Below are 15990 nucleotides of genomic sequence, written 5' to 3' on the forward strand. Positions count from 1 at the left end.
GGCTCGCCCATTCAATTTGGCTGAGCCTTCATTCCTTGTGGTGAGCAGGCTTGCCCTGCGTGGACTGCGCAGCAGGCCAAAATATTAATAGCAAAGATCGTTATACGGCTGTTTTTTAAGTTGAATATTGGTTTTTTTGTAGGTGTTCATCAAACTTTCGAACTATGTGATTTAGCCATAACGGGCCTGAGGCCCATTGGTGTGGATAGTAGTAATAGCAATGCTGTATATGCAGTAAATTTTCTTGAAGGTCTGGCTCATTGGTATACGAATTTATCAGCTCTAAAATTTCCTGTTTTACTGTCATGATTATTTCTCCAGGCGAGTCCAGTAGAAATGTATCGATGACATCATCGGCCGATGAATGATCTTCCGCCCAATCCTGATTAAAGTAAGCACCAAAAAATTGTTGTAGCTCTGTTAATGGTTCATTCATTTTTCTGGGTATCCTGTTAGCAATAGATAGCCATCTGGCATTTTAGGAGCTCGTTTTATGACTAATAGGAACTTATAAACAGGTACGGATTTTGTTGCTCCATTTAGCATGCTTACCCCTACGGGTTGACTTGAGCTGCCTTTAATTAAGAGTTTTTCCTTGTTTCCACTTAAAAATGTAGTTATTTCTTGCTGGTGTGCAGTCAAGCTTTTGGACACTATAGCCTCAGCCTCTTCTAGAGTTTTGAAGGTGGATGAGGCTGGGATGTGCGGTTCTGATTCAAATCTTGCCGCTAACTGTTCGTCTGTTCGACCGACATGTTTTTCAATCAGGTGTCCTCCAGCCTTCTCGTGAGTAGTTAATACTCCAGGAGGTGCTTTTTTTGTTAAATCGTTTTTTGAATCCGGGCAATTTCCAATCTTACAGCTTAACCCTAACGGATCCACCCACCCCGTCGGATTGGGCACGTACCGGTACGCGTTGATCCCACCCGCCAGCTTCACCGGATCTGGCGTCAGGTAACACCCAATATCCGGATTGTAGTAGCGATGGCGGTTGTAGTGCAGTCCGCTTTCCTGATCGAAGTACTGACCCTGAAAACGTAGCGGGTTGTCGATTGTGCCTTTGTCGAGTCGGCTGATCTGGCCGTAGGCGCGGTAGTGCGCGGACCAGACGATGTCGCCGTCGGGGTCGGTGAGTTCCTGCGGCGTGCCGAGGTGGTCGAGTTGGTAGTGGTAGGGCTTGGTATCTTTTGGGCCGAAGCCTTCCAACAAAACCAGCGGGCGAAAGCTGTCGGGTTCGTAGAGATAGCTGCGATGGCGGTCTGCATGGTGTTCGGCAATCAGCCTGTCGCCTTGCCAGAAAAACTCCGTGGTTATGCCGTCCACGGTTTTGCTGATGCGCCGCCCAAACGGGTCATAGCGATAGCTGGCGGTTTGGCCGTTGGGTTGGGTGATGCCGATCAGTCGGTGCTGGCAGTCGTAGCGGTATTCGGTGACGAGTTGATGCCCTTTGCCGCGTCGTTCACGGATCAGGTTCCCGAAGGCGTCGTAGTCATAGTGGCGGTCGCCCTGGATCATCAGGCGGTTGCCGGCAACGATGTCGGGGCCGGGGCGGTCTTGCATGAGCAGGTTGCCGGCGGGGGTGTGGCCGAAGCGTTCCTGCAGGTCTTGGGAGTGGTCGGCGCGGGTGAGGCGGCCTAGCGGGTCGTAGTGGTAGTGGTGTTCGCCTTTGCGGGTGTCGAGCAGGCGGGTGAGGTTGCCGGTTTTGTCGTAGTCGTATTGGCGTTGGTAGAGGTGGTCTTGTTGCTGGGTGATTGCGTGGGCGTGCAGGCGGTGTTGGTCGTCGTAGTGGTAGTGGCTGAGGAGTTGGCCTTGTTGGCGCTGATGTTCCTGGCCGGCCTTGAATAGGTGAGACGTCAGCAGCGCGCCGTTTAATTCGATGGTGGCGAGGTGGCCGCCTTTGCTGTGGTTGAACACCAGGCGGTTGTTGTCCGGCAGGCGCAGGTGTTGAAGCTGGCCGCAGGCGTCGTAGCCGTAGCGCAAGGTGCCCCAGCCCTGATGTTCGGCGGTGAGGCGGTTTTGTTGATCGTATTCGTAGGCCAGCGCCCAATGGCCGTCGTCGACGCTGAGCAGGTTGCCCTGGCGGTCGTAGGCATATTCAACAACGCTGGCGTCGGGCAGGGTTTTTCGTACGAGGCGTCCGGCGTGATCGCGCTCGTAACGGGTAACGAGCTGACTGCCATCGTCACCGTGTTCGGTTTTTTCCTGCAGGTTGCCATTGAGGTCGTAGACGTAGGCCGTACGCTGCCCGTCAAACCCGGTTTCCTGCAGGATCAGGCCATTGGGGTGGTAGTCAAGTCGGTAGGTCTCGCCGACCTCGTTTTCGATCTCGGTCAGCAATAACCGCACGTTGTCGTAGCGGTAGTTGACCTGAGTGCCATCAGCGTTGATGCGGCGACTGATCAGGTGCAACCCGTCGGCGTATTCGTAGCGGATGACGTGGCCCAGTTCGTCGCGTTCGGCGGTGATTTTTCCGTAGGGGTTGTAGCTGTATTCCCGACATGCACCGCCTGGTAATACGACGCGAACCAAGCGACCCACGCTGTCCCACTGATACTGGGTCAGCGCGCCATGCTCATCCTCGCGGGCCACCGGCCGGCCAAGATCGTCATAGCGATAACGCTTGATCCCGCCATTTGGCAGTTGCTCTTCAAGCAACTGTCCGCGCTCATTCCACACCAGCCGCTGACAACTGTGATCCGGGTACCAAACCCCAACCAGTTGCCCGTATTTGTCGTAGCTGTAGTCGGTGATATTGCCGTCGGGATCGGTCTTGCGGATGACATCGCCCTGGTCATTACGCTCGTACTTCCAGACTGCCAGACCCCGCCTTACAACCCGTACGAAGCCATTGTCATGCTCGTAGGACGTCGGCTCATCATCCCCGGGAAACAACGCCACCAAGCGTCCGGCTTCGTCGTACTGATACGCCGTCACCGACCCCAGCGGATCCTGCTCAACCGTCAGCCGGCCTTTGGCATCGTAGGATTTGAAATGCTGTGCACCGTCCGGATCAATCCGCTGCACCAGTCGCGCCCGGTCGTCATGGGCGTACACTTCCTGACTGCCATCGGCGTTATGCAGCGTGACCCGGCCGTCGTCCCCCCAGGCATACCGCGTATCCATCTGCGAAAAACTGGCCCAATGCCGGACACATCGCGCCGCTTTGCCGGACCGTTCCCATTCCCAAAAGAAACTCGCCCCACCGGCCAGTCCACGTTCAAGAATGACGTGCTGATCGTCGTAGCGATAAACCTCGCTTTCACCTACCGCATTGGTCGCCGAGACCAGTCGGCCAGCGTCGTCATAGGCGTAGGAAACGACGGTCTGCTCGGTAATCCAGACATACGGGCCACGGCCTTCGGCCCGCTGCACCTGGTAGTCCACCGCGACGATGCGTGCCGACGCATAGCGCAGGAACAGCGCACACCCCGCACCGTTATCCAGCCGCTCAATCCGCCCCAGAAAATCCCGAGAAATCCGCAGCCGGTTGTCGTACGCATCACTGATCGAGACCAGCACACCGTCGCGAAAGTGATAAAACCGCGACGCCTGGGCCAACACCAGTTCATCCGGCGACGCGCCCAAATAGATCGCTGCTTCCGCGAGGCTATTGGTGATGGCGGGTCGAGCAACAGTCGGCAGTGGAAACCCAATCGAGCGATTCTCATGGTCCGTCCACACCACCGAATCGCCCGACACCGCAAGCCGATGCGCCAGCGAATGACTCCAGCCAAACCCCAACCCGCCATCCACTTCCACCGCACTGGTGCGGTACAACCGCGTCCACTCGAACGGCAAGATTCCATCCAACGTGCCGTCGGTGAGGGTGAGCAATTCCTCCCCGGTAACCATCGACACGGGGCAGCCGTTGGTGACGGTCTTATCCGAAGGGGCCGCCGCATCCCCGTTCGGGTTCTTCCCTGAAACCGGCACATCATCGACAGGCTCCTGCCTGACCAACGCGGTCTTCTGTGTCTTGTTACGAACCGCCGGCACCGGGTTCGAAACCACATGCTCCCCCGCCTTCAACGGCGCAACCGGTACGGTCTTGATCGACGTCGCAGGGCCACCCAGCAGAACCGGTCTGGCGAGCTCTACATGCTCATCCATGGGCGATTTTCCGAACTGCCCCGCCATGCGCTCCAACCATCGGCGCGCCCGTTGAGACTTGATGCCGCCCAGCACGTTGGTACTTATTCGAACCGCCATCCCCATCCCGGCAGTGGCGAGGCACAGCAACAAGTTGATCAATACGTCGGCGCTGATTTCCCCGAGCAACTCGTTCATATAGGGCGGCGGCAACAGGCGCATCCAGCTGACCATTGCCGACAGATAAATGAACAGCAGCGGCTCGTCGCTGAGCACCAACAAGCCCTTGGCGAGGGTGTCGGCGCCGAGGCTCAGCAGCTTTTCAAGTTCGTCCGCTGACAGGTAGTGCAGCAGTTGTTCGGCATAGGCCAACGGGTCGCCAAGCCACTGGAACAGCTGCTTGACAGTGTCCCAGAGCGAGTAGAGCGCTTCGCCGAAGCCGCGGGCGTAGGCTTGATGCAGGGCGAGGTAACGCTTGGGGAGGCTGGCTTCGGCGTAACCCTTCCACAACGGTTCGAAGATGGTCTCCCATTCACTGCGCAACCAAGCGTCCAGCGGGGCGATAACCGACTGATAAGAGGCATACAGCGCCTTGAAATGGTCTTTGGAGACGTTGGGGTAGAAGCTGATCCGGTACTGTTGGTTGCGATCACACTCGGTGATTTCGAGGATGCCGCTGGGGCCGATGGTCTTGTGGATCGGCTCGCCCAGGGGACCGCCCTCTGGATCGATGCGTTGCACCATCACGGGCGTATTGCCAATGGGCACGAACCGAGCGCTCTGGAACATATGCACCAGGGTCAACGTGCCGTTTGCCTGGCACATTGCGGTCGTGCTGCTGGGAAGGATGGCGCGGTTGATCGGCGCGACGAGCGCCACGTCATCCCCGACCTTGAAGACCTGTTCGATATCCAGGGCCGAAAAGCTAAAGAAGCTTTCCGCCCAGGTCTCGTAGGTATTGAGGCAGCGCCCGAAGTCGCTGAGAACGGATTCGACGTCCCGCGTCTTTGAATCCATGGCGGCCAGCACCAGGTAGCCAATGGCTTGGCGGGTCACCTCGATCATGAAACAGCCCCGTCAACCGGGGCCTTAACGAAAACCACCATCTGCAATCCCTCGCACTGTGTATTCAGGCGAGGGACTTTGCAGCGGTTTTCAGGGCAGGGGAGTAGCGCTTATCCGGCGCTTACGTGGGGCGTTTCGACAATTTTTGTCTTCTCCCGCCCCAGCACCAGGCTGCACAGCGCCGGCAGAAATAACAGCGTCAACACCGTGCCCACCAGCACCCCGCCAATCAGCACGAATGCCAGGGACGACCAGAACACCGACAGCGTCAGCGGAATAAACGCCAGCGCCGCCGCCAGCGCGGTCAATATCACCGGCCGCGCGCGCCGCACCGTGGCCTCGACAATCGCCGCGTGGATCGCCATGCCATGTTCCTGGTTCTGGCGGATCTGGTCGGTAAAGATCAACGTGTTGCGCATCAGGATCCCGCCGATCCCGATCAAGCCCAGGATCGCGTTGAACCCGAACGGCTGGTTGAACAGCAGCAAGGTCGGCACCGCACCAATCAAGCCCAGCGGCGCGGTGGCGAAGACCATGAACATCACGCCGAAGGAACGCACCTGGAACATGATCACCGTGAGGGTCAGCAGGATCATGATCGGGAACAGCGCCGCCAGCGCCACGTTGGCCTTGGCGCTTTCTTCCACCGGGCCGCCGATGTCGATCCGGTAACCGGCCGGCAGCCGGGCGATCAGCGGTTGCAGGTCTTTGTACACGGCCATTTCCACGTCGGGCGGTTGCACGCCGTCGATGATGTCGGCGCGCACTTCCACGGTGCTCGCGCGGTTGCGGCGCTTGAGGATCGGTTCTTCCATCACCGCCTGGAACTGCCCGACCTGGGCCAGGGGCACCGACGTGCCGGCGCTGTTGGTCAGGGTCATGTTGTTGAGGTTGCCGAGGTTCTCGCGCTGGTTGCCCTGGGCCCGGGCGACCACGGACACGGTGCGGTTGCCCTCACGCACTTCGGTGATCGGGTTGCCGCTGAGCAAGGCGTTGAGCTGGGATTTGACCTCGTTGGGGGTAAAGCCCAGCAGGCGCAGGCGGTCTTGATCCAGCACCAGGCGATAACCACTGGTGCGCTCGCCCCAATCGAGAAAGGCGTCCTTGGTCAGCGTGTTGGCGGCAACGACCTTGCGCACGTCCTCGGACACCCCGCGCAGCACCTCCACATTCGGGCCGGACACGCGGAACACCACCGGGAAGGGCACCGGCGGACCGAACAGCAGTTGGGTGACCCGCACCCGCGCCGCCGGAAACTCACCGGCCGCAATTCGCTCACGCATGCGCAGCTTCAAGGCGTCGCGGGCGTGAGAGTCCGGCGTCTGCACGATCAACTTGGCAAACGCCGGGTCCGGCATTTCGGGGTTCAGCGACAGGAAGAAACGCGGTGCACCACCGCCCACATAGGTGTCGACCATGCTGGTCTGCGGCTCTTGCAGCAGTGCCTTTTCCAACTGCGCCGCCACCGCCTCGGTGCTCTTGAAGGCACTGCCGGGCGGCATATACACCTCAAGAATCAGCTCGGAACGGTCGGAGTTGGGGAAGAACTGTTTCTTCACCACGGCCATGCCCAGTACGCACAGTACAAAGGCAGCGATCACCAACCCGGTCACCAGCCACCGTCTGCGTACGCAGGCTTCGACCAAATCACGCAGCTTCTGGTAATAGCGCCCGGCATAAATCGCGTCGTGACCACCGGGCACCGGTTTGATCTGCGGCAGCAACTTCACGCCCAGGTACGGCGTGAACACCACCGCCACCAGCCAGGACGAGATCAGTGCAAAGCCGACGATCCAGAAGATATTGCCGGCGTATTCCCCCGCACCGGACCGTGCAAACCCCACCGGCAGAAAGCCGATGATCGTCACCAGCGTACCGGTAAGCATCGGTGCCGCCGTGGAACTCCAGGCGAAGGTGGCCGCATGAATCCGGTCAAAACCTTCCTCCAGTTTCACCACCATCATCTCAATGGCGATGATGGCGTCATCCACCAGCAGGCCCAGGGAAATGATCAGCGCGCCCAGGGTAATGCGGTCGAACTCACGCCCGGTGAGCAGCATGATCACAAACACCACCGACAAGGTCAGCGGCACCGCCGCCGCCACCACCAGGCCGACGCGAAAGCCCAGGGCCAACAGGCTGATGATCATCACCACCGCCAGGGCGACGAAGAATTTGAGCATGAATTCATTCACCGCCAGGCTGATGTTTTTCGCCTGGTCGGAGACTTTGGCGAAGTTCACGCCCAACGGCAGGTCCGCCTGGATCCGGGCTTCCTCGGCCTTGAGGCTTTTGTCCAGCTCCAGACCGTTCCAGTGCTTTTCCATGATCACGCCGAGCATCAGCGCCGGGTCGCCCTGGTGACGGATGCGGTAGCTCGGCGGGTCTTCATAACCGCGGCTGACGCTGGCCACATCGGCAATGCGCAGCACGCGACCGTTGACTTCCAGGGGCACGTTTTCGATCAGCGCCAGGCTGTCGAAGGCACCGTCGATACGGATATAGGCGCGCGCGCCTGCGGTTTCGACAAAACCTGACGGGGCCACGGCGTTCTGTGCGGCGAGGGCGGCGAAGATCTGCTCCGGCTTGATCCCCAGGGTCGCCAGGCGCTCATAGGAGAACTCGACAAAAATCCGCTGCGCCTGCTCGCCGAGGATATTGACCTTCTTCACCCCCGGCAGGTTGAGCAGGCCCTGGCGCAAGGCCTCGGCCATCTGCACCTGTTGCCGATGGGGCAGGTGCTCGGCCTCCAGGGCGTACAGGGCGAAGTACACATCGGAATATTCATCGTTGAAGAACGGCCCGATCACCCCGCTGGGCAGCCTCGCGGCTTCATCGCTGAGTTTTTTGCGCGTCTGGTAGAACAGCTCCTGGATTTCGCTGGGGCGCGTGGACTCCTTGTAGGTCATGCGCATCGACACAAAGCCCGGCTGGGCGATGGTCTCGACGCGGTCGTAGTAGTCCAGTTCCTGCAGGCGCTTCTCCAGGCGGTCGGCCACCTGCTCCTGCATCTCCTGGGCAGTGGCGCCGGGCCAGGCGGCGGTAATGGTCATGACCTTGACGGTAAACGACGGGTCTTCGGCGCGCCCCAGTTTGCCGAACGAGAAGATCCCGGCGGCGAGGATCGCAATGATCAAAAACAGCGTGACTGCGCGGTGCTTGACCGCCAGTTCCGAGAGGTTGATGCCGCGCATGCTCATTGGTCCTGTTTGCGGTTGAGGGCCAGTACCTGGGCGGGCAACAGGCGCACCGCGTCGCCGCTGTGCAACAGGTGCGCACCGAGGGCGACGACGACCTGGCCGGGGTTCACGCCGCTGTCGAGCAGGGCGTCTTCCTGGCCGAGGCTGGCGACCTTGACGGCGGCGAAGCTGACCTTGTCATCCGCGCCGATCAACCACACACCGGTGCCTTGCCCTGCATCGTGCAAGGCGCCGATCGGTACGCGGGTTTGTTGTGCCTGGCCGTCGCCTTGCAGGCGCACGGTGATGGTCGAGCCGAGGGCGAAGCGCTCGACGTTACCGTGCAGCACATAACGGGCGCGGTAGGTGCGGGTGGTGGGATCGGCGCTGGCCGACAGTTCGCGCAAGGTCGCCGTCACCGCCTGGTCCGGGGCGCCGAAGGGGAAGGCCAGGGCTTTTTGCGCGGCCTGGTCGCGCTGGTTTTCCGGCAGGTTGACGATGGCTTCGCGGGCGCCGTCATGGGCCAGGCGCGCGACGACTTGCCCTTCGGCGACCACTTGGCCGCGGTCCACCCGCACGTCGGTGATGATGCCGTCGCCATCGGCCTTGAGCACCGAATAAGTGCGGCGGTTCTCGATCTGGCTGGCGTCGGATTGCGCCGCGGCCAACTCGGCCTCGGCCACGCGCAGGTTGGTGGCCGACTGGTCGAAGATCTGCCGTGACACCGCACCGGTACTGGACAGGCGCTGGTAGCGGTTTTCATCGTCGCGGCGCTGACGCAGCTGGGCCTGGGCGGCGTTGACGCGGTTTTTCGCCGAACGCAGGGCGAGCTCGAAGTCGCCGATGTCCAGCACCAGCAGGGTGTCGCCACGGGAGACATGCTGGCCGGGGTCGACCTTGCGTTCGATGACCTTGCCGCCGACCCGGAAGCCCAGGTCGCTTTCCGTACGTGCAGCCACCACGCCGGTATAGGCGCTTTGCTGAGTGCCGGCGGCGTCGACCTTGGCGGCGAGTACCGGGCGTGGTTGCGGCGCTTGGGCGGTGGTGTCGGCCTGGCTGTTGCAGCCGCTGAGGACGATCAACACGGCCAGGGGCGTGAGAAGGCGCGAGGGGAGAGGGATCATGTCGGGCTCCGGGGATGACCAGTGGGCAAAAAATTATGGACATAATTTTTTACGCATATTATGGTCGAAATATAAATAAAACCAGCCCCGGATAATCCCCATGTCGAACGCCCCGGCCCCATCGCGAAGCTTGTTGTTTTTACTGGTGGCCTTGACGGCGCTGGGTGAAGTCTCGACCCAATTGATCATTCCAGGCTTGGGTCTGATCGAGCATGCCCTGTTGGCGCCACCGGGTTCGGCGTTGATGGCACTGTCGGCGTTTGTCGCCGCCTTTGGCCTGGGGCAACTGCTGTTCGGCCCGCTGTCGGACCGTATCGGCCGCCGTCCGGTGCTGATCGGCGGGCTGCTGCTGTATGTGCTGGCGACCTTGTCGATGCTGCTGGTCAATGACATCCAGCAATTTATCGCCGCTCGCGTCGTACAAGGCCTCGGCGCCTGCGCTGCGCTGGTACTGGCGCGCACCGTGGTGCGTGACGTGTGGAAGGCCCAGGCGGGGCCGGCGCTGGCGCTGACCATGATCGGCATGCTGTACGCCATCGTCGTCGCACCGATGGTCGGCGGCCTGCTGATCAAGCTGCTGGGCTGGCGTGCGCCGATCCTGCTGGCACTGGCGATTGGCAGTGGGGTGTTGCTGCTGGCGCTGCTGTTCTTCCGCGAGAGCAACCACTTCCTCGACCCCAAGGCCGGCCACTGGCGCACCCTCGGCGGGCAATACCTGGACCTGCTCAAGGGCCGCCCGTACCGCGCGTTCGCCGTGGCGCTGGCGTGTACCTATGGCGCCATGTTCGCGGTGATCGCCGGTTCCTCGGCGGTGTATATCAATCTGCTGGGCTTGAGCAGCCTGGAGTACGGCATCAATTTTGGCCTGATCGTGTCGATGCTGATCATCGGTTCCACCTACACCCGACGCAACATCCAGCGCCTGGGGCCGCAACGGATTGTGGCGATGGGCGTGACGCTGGTGGCCATGGGCGGGATTGCCGCACTGGTGATTTATGCGCTGTTTGGCCTGTCGGTACTGGGCCTGGATATTCCCATTGCGCTGGCGACCCTCGGCGGCGGCCTGGTATTGCCCGGGTCGGTGACCGGAGGGGTCATGCCCAACGCTCACCGCGCCGGTTTGGCGGCGGGCTTGATGGGCTTTGCGCAGATGTTCGGCGCGACCTGCAGCGGCCTGTTACTGAGCCATCTGCGCGACGGCAGTGCCACACCGATGATCGTGATCCAGGCGTGTTTTGCCGTGACGGCCTTCGTGGCCTTCCATCTGTTGCGTGAGCGCCGTACCGCGGAGGTCGCGGCGGCTTGAGTTGTCACACTTTGTCCAAGTTATTCGGGGCTGGATGATTACGATTCTCTTTTGAGTCTAATCCGAAGGTCTTCGCCCATGCTGCCTGCTTTTCGTTTCTCGCCCCTGGCCCTGCTAGTGGCCGCCAGTCTTCATGCCCACGCCGATGAGCCTGTTGCACTGGAACTCAATGATGTAGTGGTGACTGCATCCGGTTTTGCGCAAAGCGTGGAAGACGCGCCGGCCTCGGTCACCGTGATCGATGGCGAGGCGCTGCGTCGCAAGTCCTACCGCGACCTCGGCGACGCGGTTAAAGACGTGGAAGGCGTCACCGTCAACGGCGGTGCGAATGAAACCGACATCTCCATCCGTGGCATGCCGGCCGACTACACCCTGATCATGGTCGACGGCAAGCGCCAGAGTGCGCGGGAATCGCGGGTCAACGGCAACAGTGGCTATGAACAGAGCTTCGTGCCACCCGCTGCGGCCATCGAGCGGATTGAAGTGGTGCGCGGGCCGATGTCGTCGCTGTACGGCTCGGATGCCATCGGCGGGGTGATCAACGTGATCACGCGCAAGGTCTCACCGACCTGGGGCGGCTCCGTCGGGTACGACTACTCGGCGCGCCAGCACAGCGACCAGGGTAATGCACGCCAGACCCAGTTCTACCTCAGTGGTCCGCTCAAGGAAGATTTCCTCGGTTTGCAGGTGTGGGGCCGCTACCTGGACCGCCAGGCCGATGACGACATCGAGCAGACCAATGGCTTCAGCAAGGCTGACCACCGCGACCTCACCGCGCGCCTGGCCTTCACCCCCACTATCGACCACGACATCCTGCTGGAAGCCGGCGCCACGCGCTTGAAGAATGGCGACGGCATGAGCGCCAACTGGGCCACCCGCGAACAGGAAAACAACCGCGATCACTGGTCGCTGTCCCATCAGGGCCGCTGGGGCTGGGCCACCTCGGACATTGCCTTGTCCCAGGAAACCTCCAGCCGTGAAGGCAAGGCGACACCGGCGCAGACTGACATCTACGGGCGCAAACCCGAGATCAAGAACAGCGTGTTCGACGCCAAGCTGGTGGTGCCCACCGCCCACAACGTCAGCACCGTGGGCGTGCAATGGAATAAAAGCGAGCTGACCGACTGGAACCAGGGCCTCGGTGACCGCGTCGACTATAAATTCTCGGTGGTGCAAAAAGCCCTGTTCGCGGAAAACGAGTGGTCGATGACCGACAACTTCGCCCTGACCACCGGCCTGCGCCTGGATGAGCACGAAGAGTACGGCGCCCACCTCAGCCCACGGGTCTACGGGGTGTGGCGCGCCACCGAGCAGTGGACGTTCAAGGGCGGTGTTGCACGTGGCTTTAAGGCCCCCGAACTGCGTGCAGTCGTCGAGGATTACGCCTACCTGCGCCGCAACCGCTTCGTGATGTTCGGCAACCCGGACCTCAAGCCCGAGACCAGTACCAACTACGAAGTCTCGGCGCTGTGGAGCAACCGCGACAACCTGTCCGGCGGCGTGACGCTGTTTTACAACGACTTCCAGGACAAGCTTTCCACCGTCACCACCGACCGGCGCTGGAACGGCTACACCATCATGGAGCGGGTCAACGTCGACAAGGCGATCATCCAGGGCGTTGAGCTCAACGGCCAATGGGACATCAACCCCAGCGTGCTGCTCAAGGCCAACTACACCTACACCGACTCCGAGCAGAAAAGCGGTGCCAACAAAGGTGCGCCCCTGGCCCTCACCCCTGAGCAAAAAGCCAATGTGCGTACCGAGTGGACTATTAACGATCGCACCCAGGCCTGGGCCTCGCTGAGCTACTACGGCGAGGAAACCGGCAACACCATCACCACCGACGAACCGGCGCCGGGCTACACCACCGCCGACCTGGGCGGCTCCTATGACGTGAGCGATTCGTTGACCCTCAACGCCTCCCTCAACAACCTCACCGACAAGCGCCTGGACGATGAAACCTATGGCACGGTGAACTACGGCCGCACCCTGTGGATGGGCGCCACGCTCAACTTCTAGAGCGCTGTGGGCAATCGTACCACCGCGCACAGGCCGGCCGGTGGGCGATTCTCCAAGACCAGTTCACCGCCATGGGCCTGGATGCACGAGCGTGCGATCGCCAGGCCCAGCCCCACGCCGCCGTCACTGACACCCCGTTGTACGAAGGGCTCGAAGACTTTGCTCAACCACGCCTCGGGTAGACCTTGGCCGTGGTCGAGAATCTCGATGCGCAGCCAACCGTTGTCCTCGCGCGCCAGGCTCAGGTCGGCGTCGCCGGCATGGCGCAGGGCGTTGTCAATCAGGTTGGTCAGTGCGCGCTTGAGCGCCAGCGGGCGGCAGGTCAGCAGCAACGCGGGTGCGCCGGCCCAGGTGACGGGCTGTCGCAGGCGTTGGTAACGCTTGGCCAGGTCATCCAGCAAGTCGCTCAACGAAAGCGTGGCAGTCGCTTCCTGCACCGCGTCGTCGCGCACGAAATCCAGGGTTTCACGCACCATCGCACTCAGTTCCCCGAGGCTTTCGAGCATGTCATCGCGGGCTGCGCCGGACTCCAGCAACTCCACTTGCAGGCGCAGTTCGGTGATCGGCGTATTCAAGTCATGGCTGACCGCTGCGAGCATCCGCGTGCGCCCTTCGACATGCCGTGCGAGGTTGACCTGCATGGTGTTGAAGGCGGCAGTGAGGTCGCGGGCTTCCTGTGGGCCGGTTTCCGCCAGCGGGGCGATCCATTCACCGCGGCTGACGCGCTCGGTGGCCTGGGCCAGGGTCTTGATCGGGCGCACCACGCGGGCAATGAAAAACATCACGATCAGCAGCACCGGCAGTGTGGTCACCGGCAGGCTGTAAGCCAGGACGCGACCCCATTCATAGGCGCCGGCGGGGTATTGCACGGCATTCAGGTAGGTACCGTTGGGCAGCGGCACGCTGCTGCGCAGGCGCAACGGCGCCCAGCCGGCGGGGCTGAACACATGGGTGCGGGCGTCGGCGCCGCTGATGCGTTCCAACTGCATGCCAATGGCGGCGCTGTTATCCAGCTGTAATTGGCGGCGCAGCTCGTTGGCCAGGCGCTGTTCTTCCGGGCGTTGCGCAAACGGCGCCACCTCCGGCGTGGGGCCGATCCAGAAGCGCGTGTCGTCGGTGCTCATGCCGGCCAGCAGGTGCGCGGTTTCACCTGGGGTCAGGTCGATTGCCGTGTGATGGGCAATCCCCAGGCGTTCCAGGCTGAAACTGCGCGACAGCGGGTGGATCAGGCTGCCGGTGCGTTGCAAAAACAACATCGCAATGGCGTTCGACGCCAGCAGTGCCAACAACAACAACAGGCTCAATTGCCGTGCCAGGGTGCGCGGCCACAGCCGGTTCAGGGCGTGCATTCGCTGACCTCGGCGGCCAATAGATAACCGCCGCCCCAGATGGTGCGCAACAGTTCCGGCGCCGCATCGCCCTGGGCCAGCTTGCGGCGCAGGCGGCTGACTTGCCGGTCGATGGCGCGGTCGCTGACATCGCTGTCGGCGGCGGCGGTGAGGTCGATCAAGCGTTCGCGGGGCAGCAGGGTGTTGGGGTGGGCGAGGAACACCTGCAGCAACCGGCTTTCAGCGGTGCTGAGTTGGATGTCGGGGTGGGCATCGCGGCGTAAGGTGGCGCTGGTCACACTGAAGTGCCAGCCGGCAAACTCATAGGCCCGTGCGCCGGCGCCGGGCGCGGTGGGGCCGGTAGCGCGGCCCTGACGACGCAGCACGCTGTTGATACGCGCCACCAGCTCCCGGGGCTCGAACGGCTTGGTGACGTAATCGTCGGCACCCAGGTCCAGGCCGCGTATGCGGTCGGCGGCAGTGTCGCGGGCGGTCAGCAGGATCACCGGGGTGTTGCTGCGCCGATGCAACTGGTTGCACAACTCAAAGCCATCGCCATCCGGCAGCAGCACGTCGAGCACCACCACATCGAACGCCTGGGTCTTGAGCAATTGCCACATGCCGGCCGCGTCTTCAGCGGTGCGCACCTCAAAGGTGTAACGTCGCAGGTACGTGGCCAGGGGTTCACGAATCTTGCGGTGGTCATCCACCACCAGTACGCGCGGTGCGGCAGGCGCAGGGGCAAACGGCATTGCAGCCCTCGAGGGTTGAGCGGGAGAGGGTGGATATTACTACGAGTCATTATCATTAACGCTGTTTTTGTGAGGATGCCGCCGTAGATCGTCCTGCCGGTAGGACGATCAAGGTTGTTTTTACCGTCTAGCGCCGAATTGCTGCGAGTTTTAAGGTGTATGCACTTTGGAGGACTACCATGAAAAAACTCATCGGCATCTACACCAGCCCTCGCGCCCATTGGGTCGGCGACGGCTTCCCCGTGCGTACGCTGTTTTCCTACGACTCGATGGGCAAGCACATCAGCCCATTCCTGCTCCTGGACCACGCCGGCCCGGCCGATTTCACCCCGACAGACCAGCGTCGCGGCGTCGGCCAGCACCCCCATCGCGGTTTTGAAACCGTGACCATCGTCTACGATGGCGAAGTCGAACACCGCGACTCCACCGGCGCCGGCGGCAAAATCGGCCCGGGCGATGTGCAATGGATGACCGCCGCCAAGGGCATCCTCCACGAGGAATTCCACTCCGCCGCCTTCGCCCGCAGCGGCGGTGCGTTGGAGATGGTGCAACTGTGGGTCAACCTGCCCGCCAAGGACAAAATGGCCGACGCGGGCTACCAGACCATCGTCGACGGCGATATCCCCTTGCTGCCCCTGGCCAACGACGCCGGCCACCTGCGGCTGATCGCCGGTGAATTCGCCGGCACCCAGGGCCCGGCGCGCACCTTTACGCCGATCGATGTGTGGGACCTGCGCCTCAACGCCGGCAAGCCCGTCACCCTCGACCTGCACGCCGGGCGCAACACCGCCCTGGTGATCCTGCGCGGCACGGTGCTGGTCAATGGCGAAGAAGTCGCACGCCAAGGCCAACTGGCGTTATTCGAACGCGACGGCCGCCAACTCACCCTGGAGGCCAACGACGACGCCAAGGTCCTGCTGCTCAGCGGCGAACCGATTGACGAGCCTATCGTTGGGCATGGACCGTTTGTGATGAATACCGAGCAGGAGATTCACCAGGCGTTTGCGGATTTCCAATCGGGTCGTTTCGGACAGATGCAGGATTAAGGTCGGCCACAAGGCCAATGTGGGAGGGGCGGTGCGACGATTCGACTTGCCCCCGATGGCGGTGGATCAGGTACAGAGGTTC

General features: G+C 61.8%; 9 protein-coding genes. 3 read left to right on the top strand and 6 right to left on the bottom strand.

What is annotated here, in order from left to right:
* Positions 1–115 precede the first annotated feature (115 nt).
* The 4 genes from FX984_RS00550 to FX984_RS00565 form a co-directional block, all read right to left on the bottom strand.
* On the bottom strand, positions 116–436 hold the full coding sequence (locus FX984_RS00550) for a contact-dependent growth inhibition system immunity protein (protein ID WP_146478387.1): 321 nt from the start codon (positions 434–436) through the stop codon (positions 116–118).
* Positions 433–5154 (bottom strand): RHS repeat-associated core domain-containing protein, encoded by a 4722-nt coding sequence (locus FX984_RS00555; protein ID WP_154905223.1) that lies wholly within the window; start codon positions 5152–5154, stop codon positions 433–435. Before FX984_RS00555 ends, FX984_RS00550 begins: the two co-directional genes overlap by 4 nt.
* A gap of 110 nt (positions 5155–5264) precedes the next feature.
* Positions 5265–8348 carry an efflux RND transporter permease subunit gene (locus FX984_RS00560; protein ID WP_146476489.1) on the bottom strand — a complete coding sequence of 1028 codons (3084 nt, stop codon included), beginning with the start codon at positions 8346–8348 and terminating at the stop codon, positions 5265–5267.
* A 2-nt stretch (positions 8349–8350) separates the two neighbouring features.
* Positions 8351–9457, bottom strand: a complete 1107-nt coding sequence (locus tag FX984_RS00565) for an efflux RND transporter periplasmic adaptor subunit (RefSeq protein WP_027607938.1) — start codon at positions 9455–9457, stop codon at positions 8351–8353.
* Positions 9458–9557: 100 nt separating this feature from the next.
* On the opposite strand from FX984_RS00565, the gene FX984_RS00570 reads away from it, so the two are divergent.
* Both FX984_RS00570 and FX984_RS00575 read left to right on the top strand, forming a co-directional pair.
* A complete protein-coding gene (locus FX984_RS00570; RefSeq protein ID WP_092359409.1) occupies positions 9558–10763 on the top strand; it encodes a multidrug effflux MFS transporter in 1206 nt (401 codons plus the stop codon).
* Between the two features lie 78 nt (positions 10764–10841).
* The gene (locus FX984_RS00575) at positions 10842–12782 is read left to right on the top strand and encodes a TonB-dependent receptor domain-containing protein (RefSeq protein WP_146476488.1); all 1941 of its coding nucleotides are present in this window, start codon (positions 10842–10844) and stop codon (positions 12780–12782) included.
* Here the strand turns inward: FX984_RS00575 and FX984_RS00580 are convergent.
* A complete protein-coding gene (locus FX984_RS00580; protein ID WP_175472338.1) occupies positions 12779–14098 on the bottom strand; it encodes a sensor histidine kinase in 1320 nt (439 codons plus the stop codon). The two genes, FX984_RS00575 and FX984_RS00580, sit on opposite strands and share 4 nt — an antisense overlap.
* Before the next feature lie 20 nt (positions 14099–14118).
* Positions 14119–14862 (bottom strand): response regulator, encoded by a 744-nt coding sequence (locus FX984_RS00585; RefSeq protein ID WP_027607934.1) that lies wholly within the window; start codon positions 14860–14862, stop codon positions 14119–14121.
* A gap of 179 nt (positions 14863–15041) precedes the next feature.
* On the opposite strand from FX984_RS00585, the gene FX984_RS00590 reads away from it, so the two are divergent.
* Positions 15042–15908 carry a pirin family protein gene (locus FX984_RS00590; protein ID WP_027607933.1) on the top strand — a complete coding sequence of 289 codons (867 nt, stop codon included), beginning with the start codon at positions 15042–15044 and terminating at the stop codon, positions 15906–15908.
* Positions 15909–15990 lie beyond the last annotated feature (82 nt).

It is taken from the genome of Pseudomonas marginalis (assembly GCF_008692035.1).
Taxonomy (GTDB): domain Bacteria; phylum Pseudomonadota; class Gammaproteobacteria; order Pseudomonadales; family Pseudomonadaceae; genus Aquipseudomonas; species Aquipseudomonas marginalis.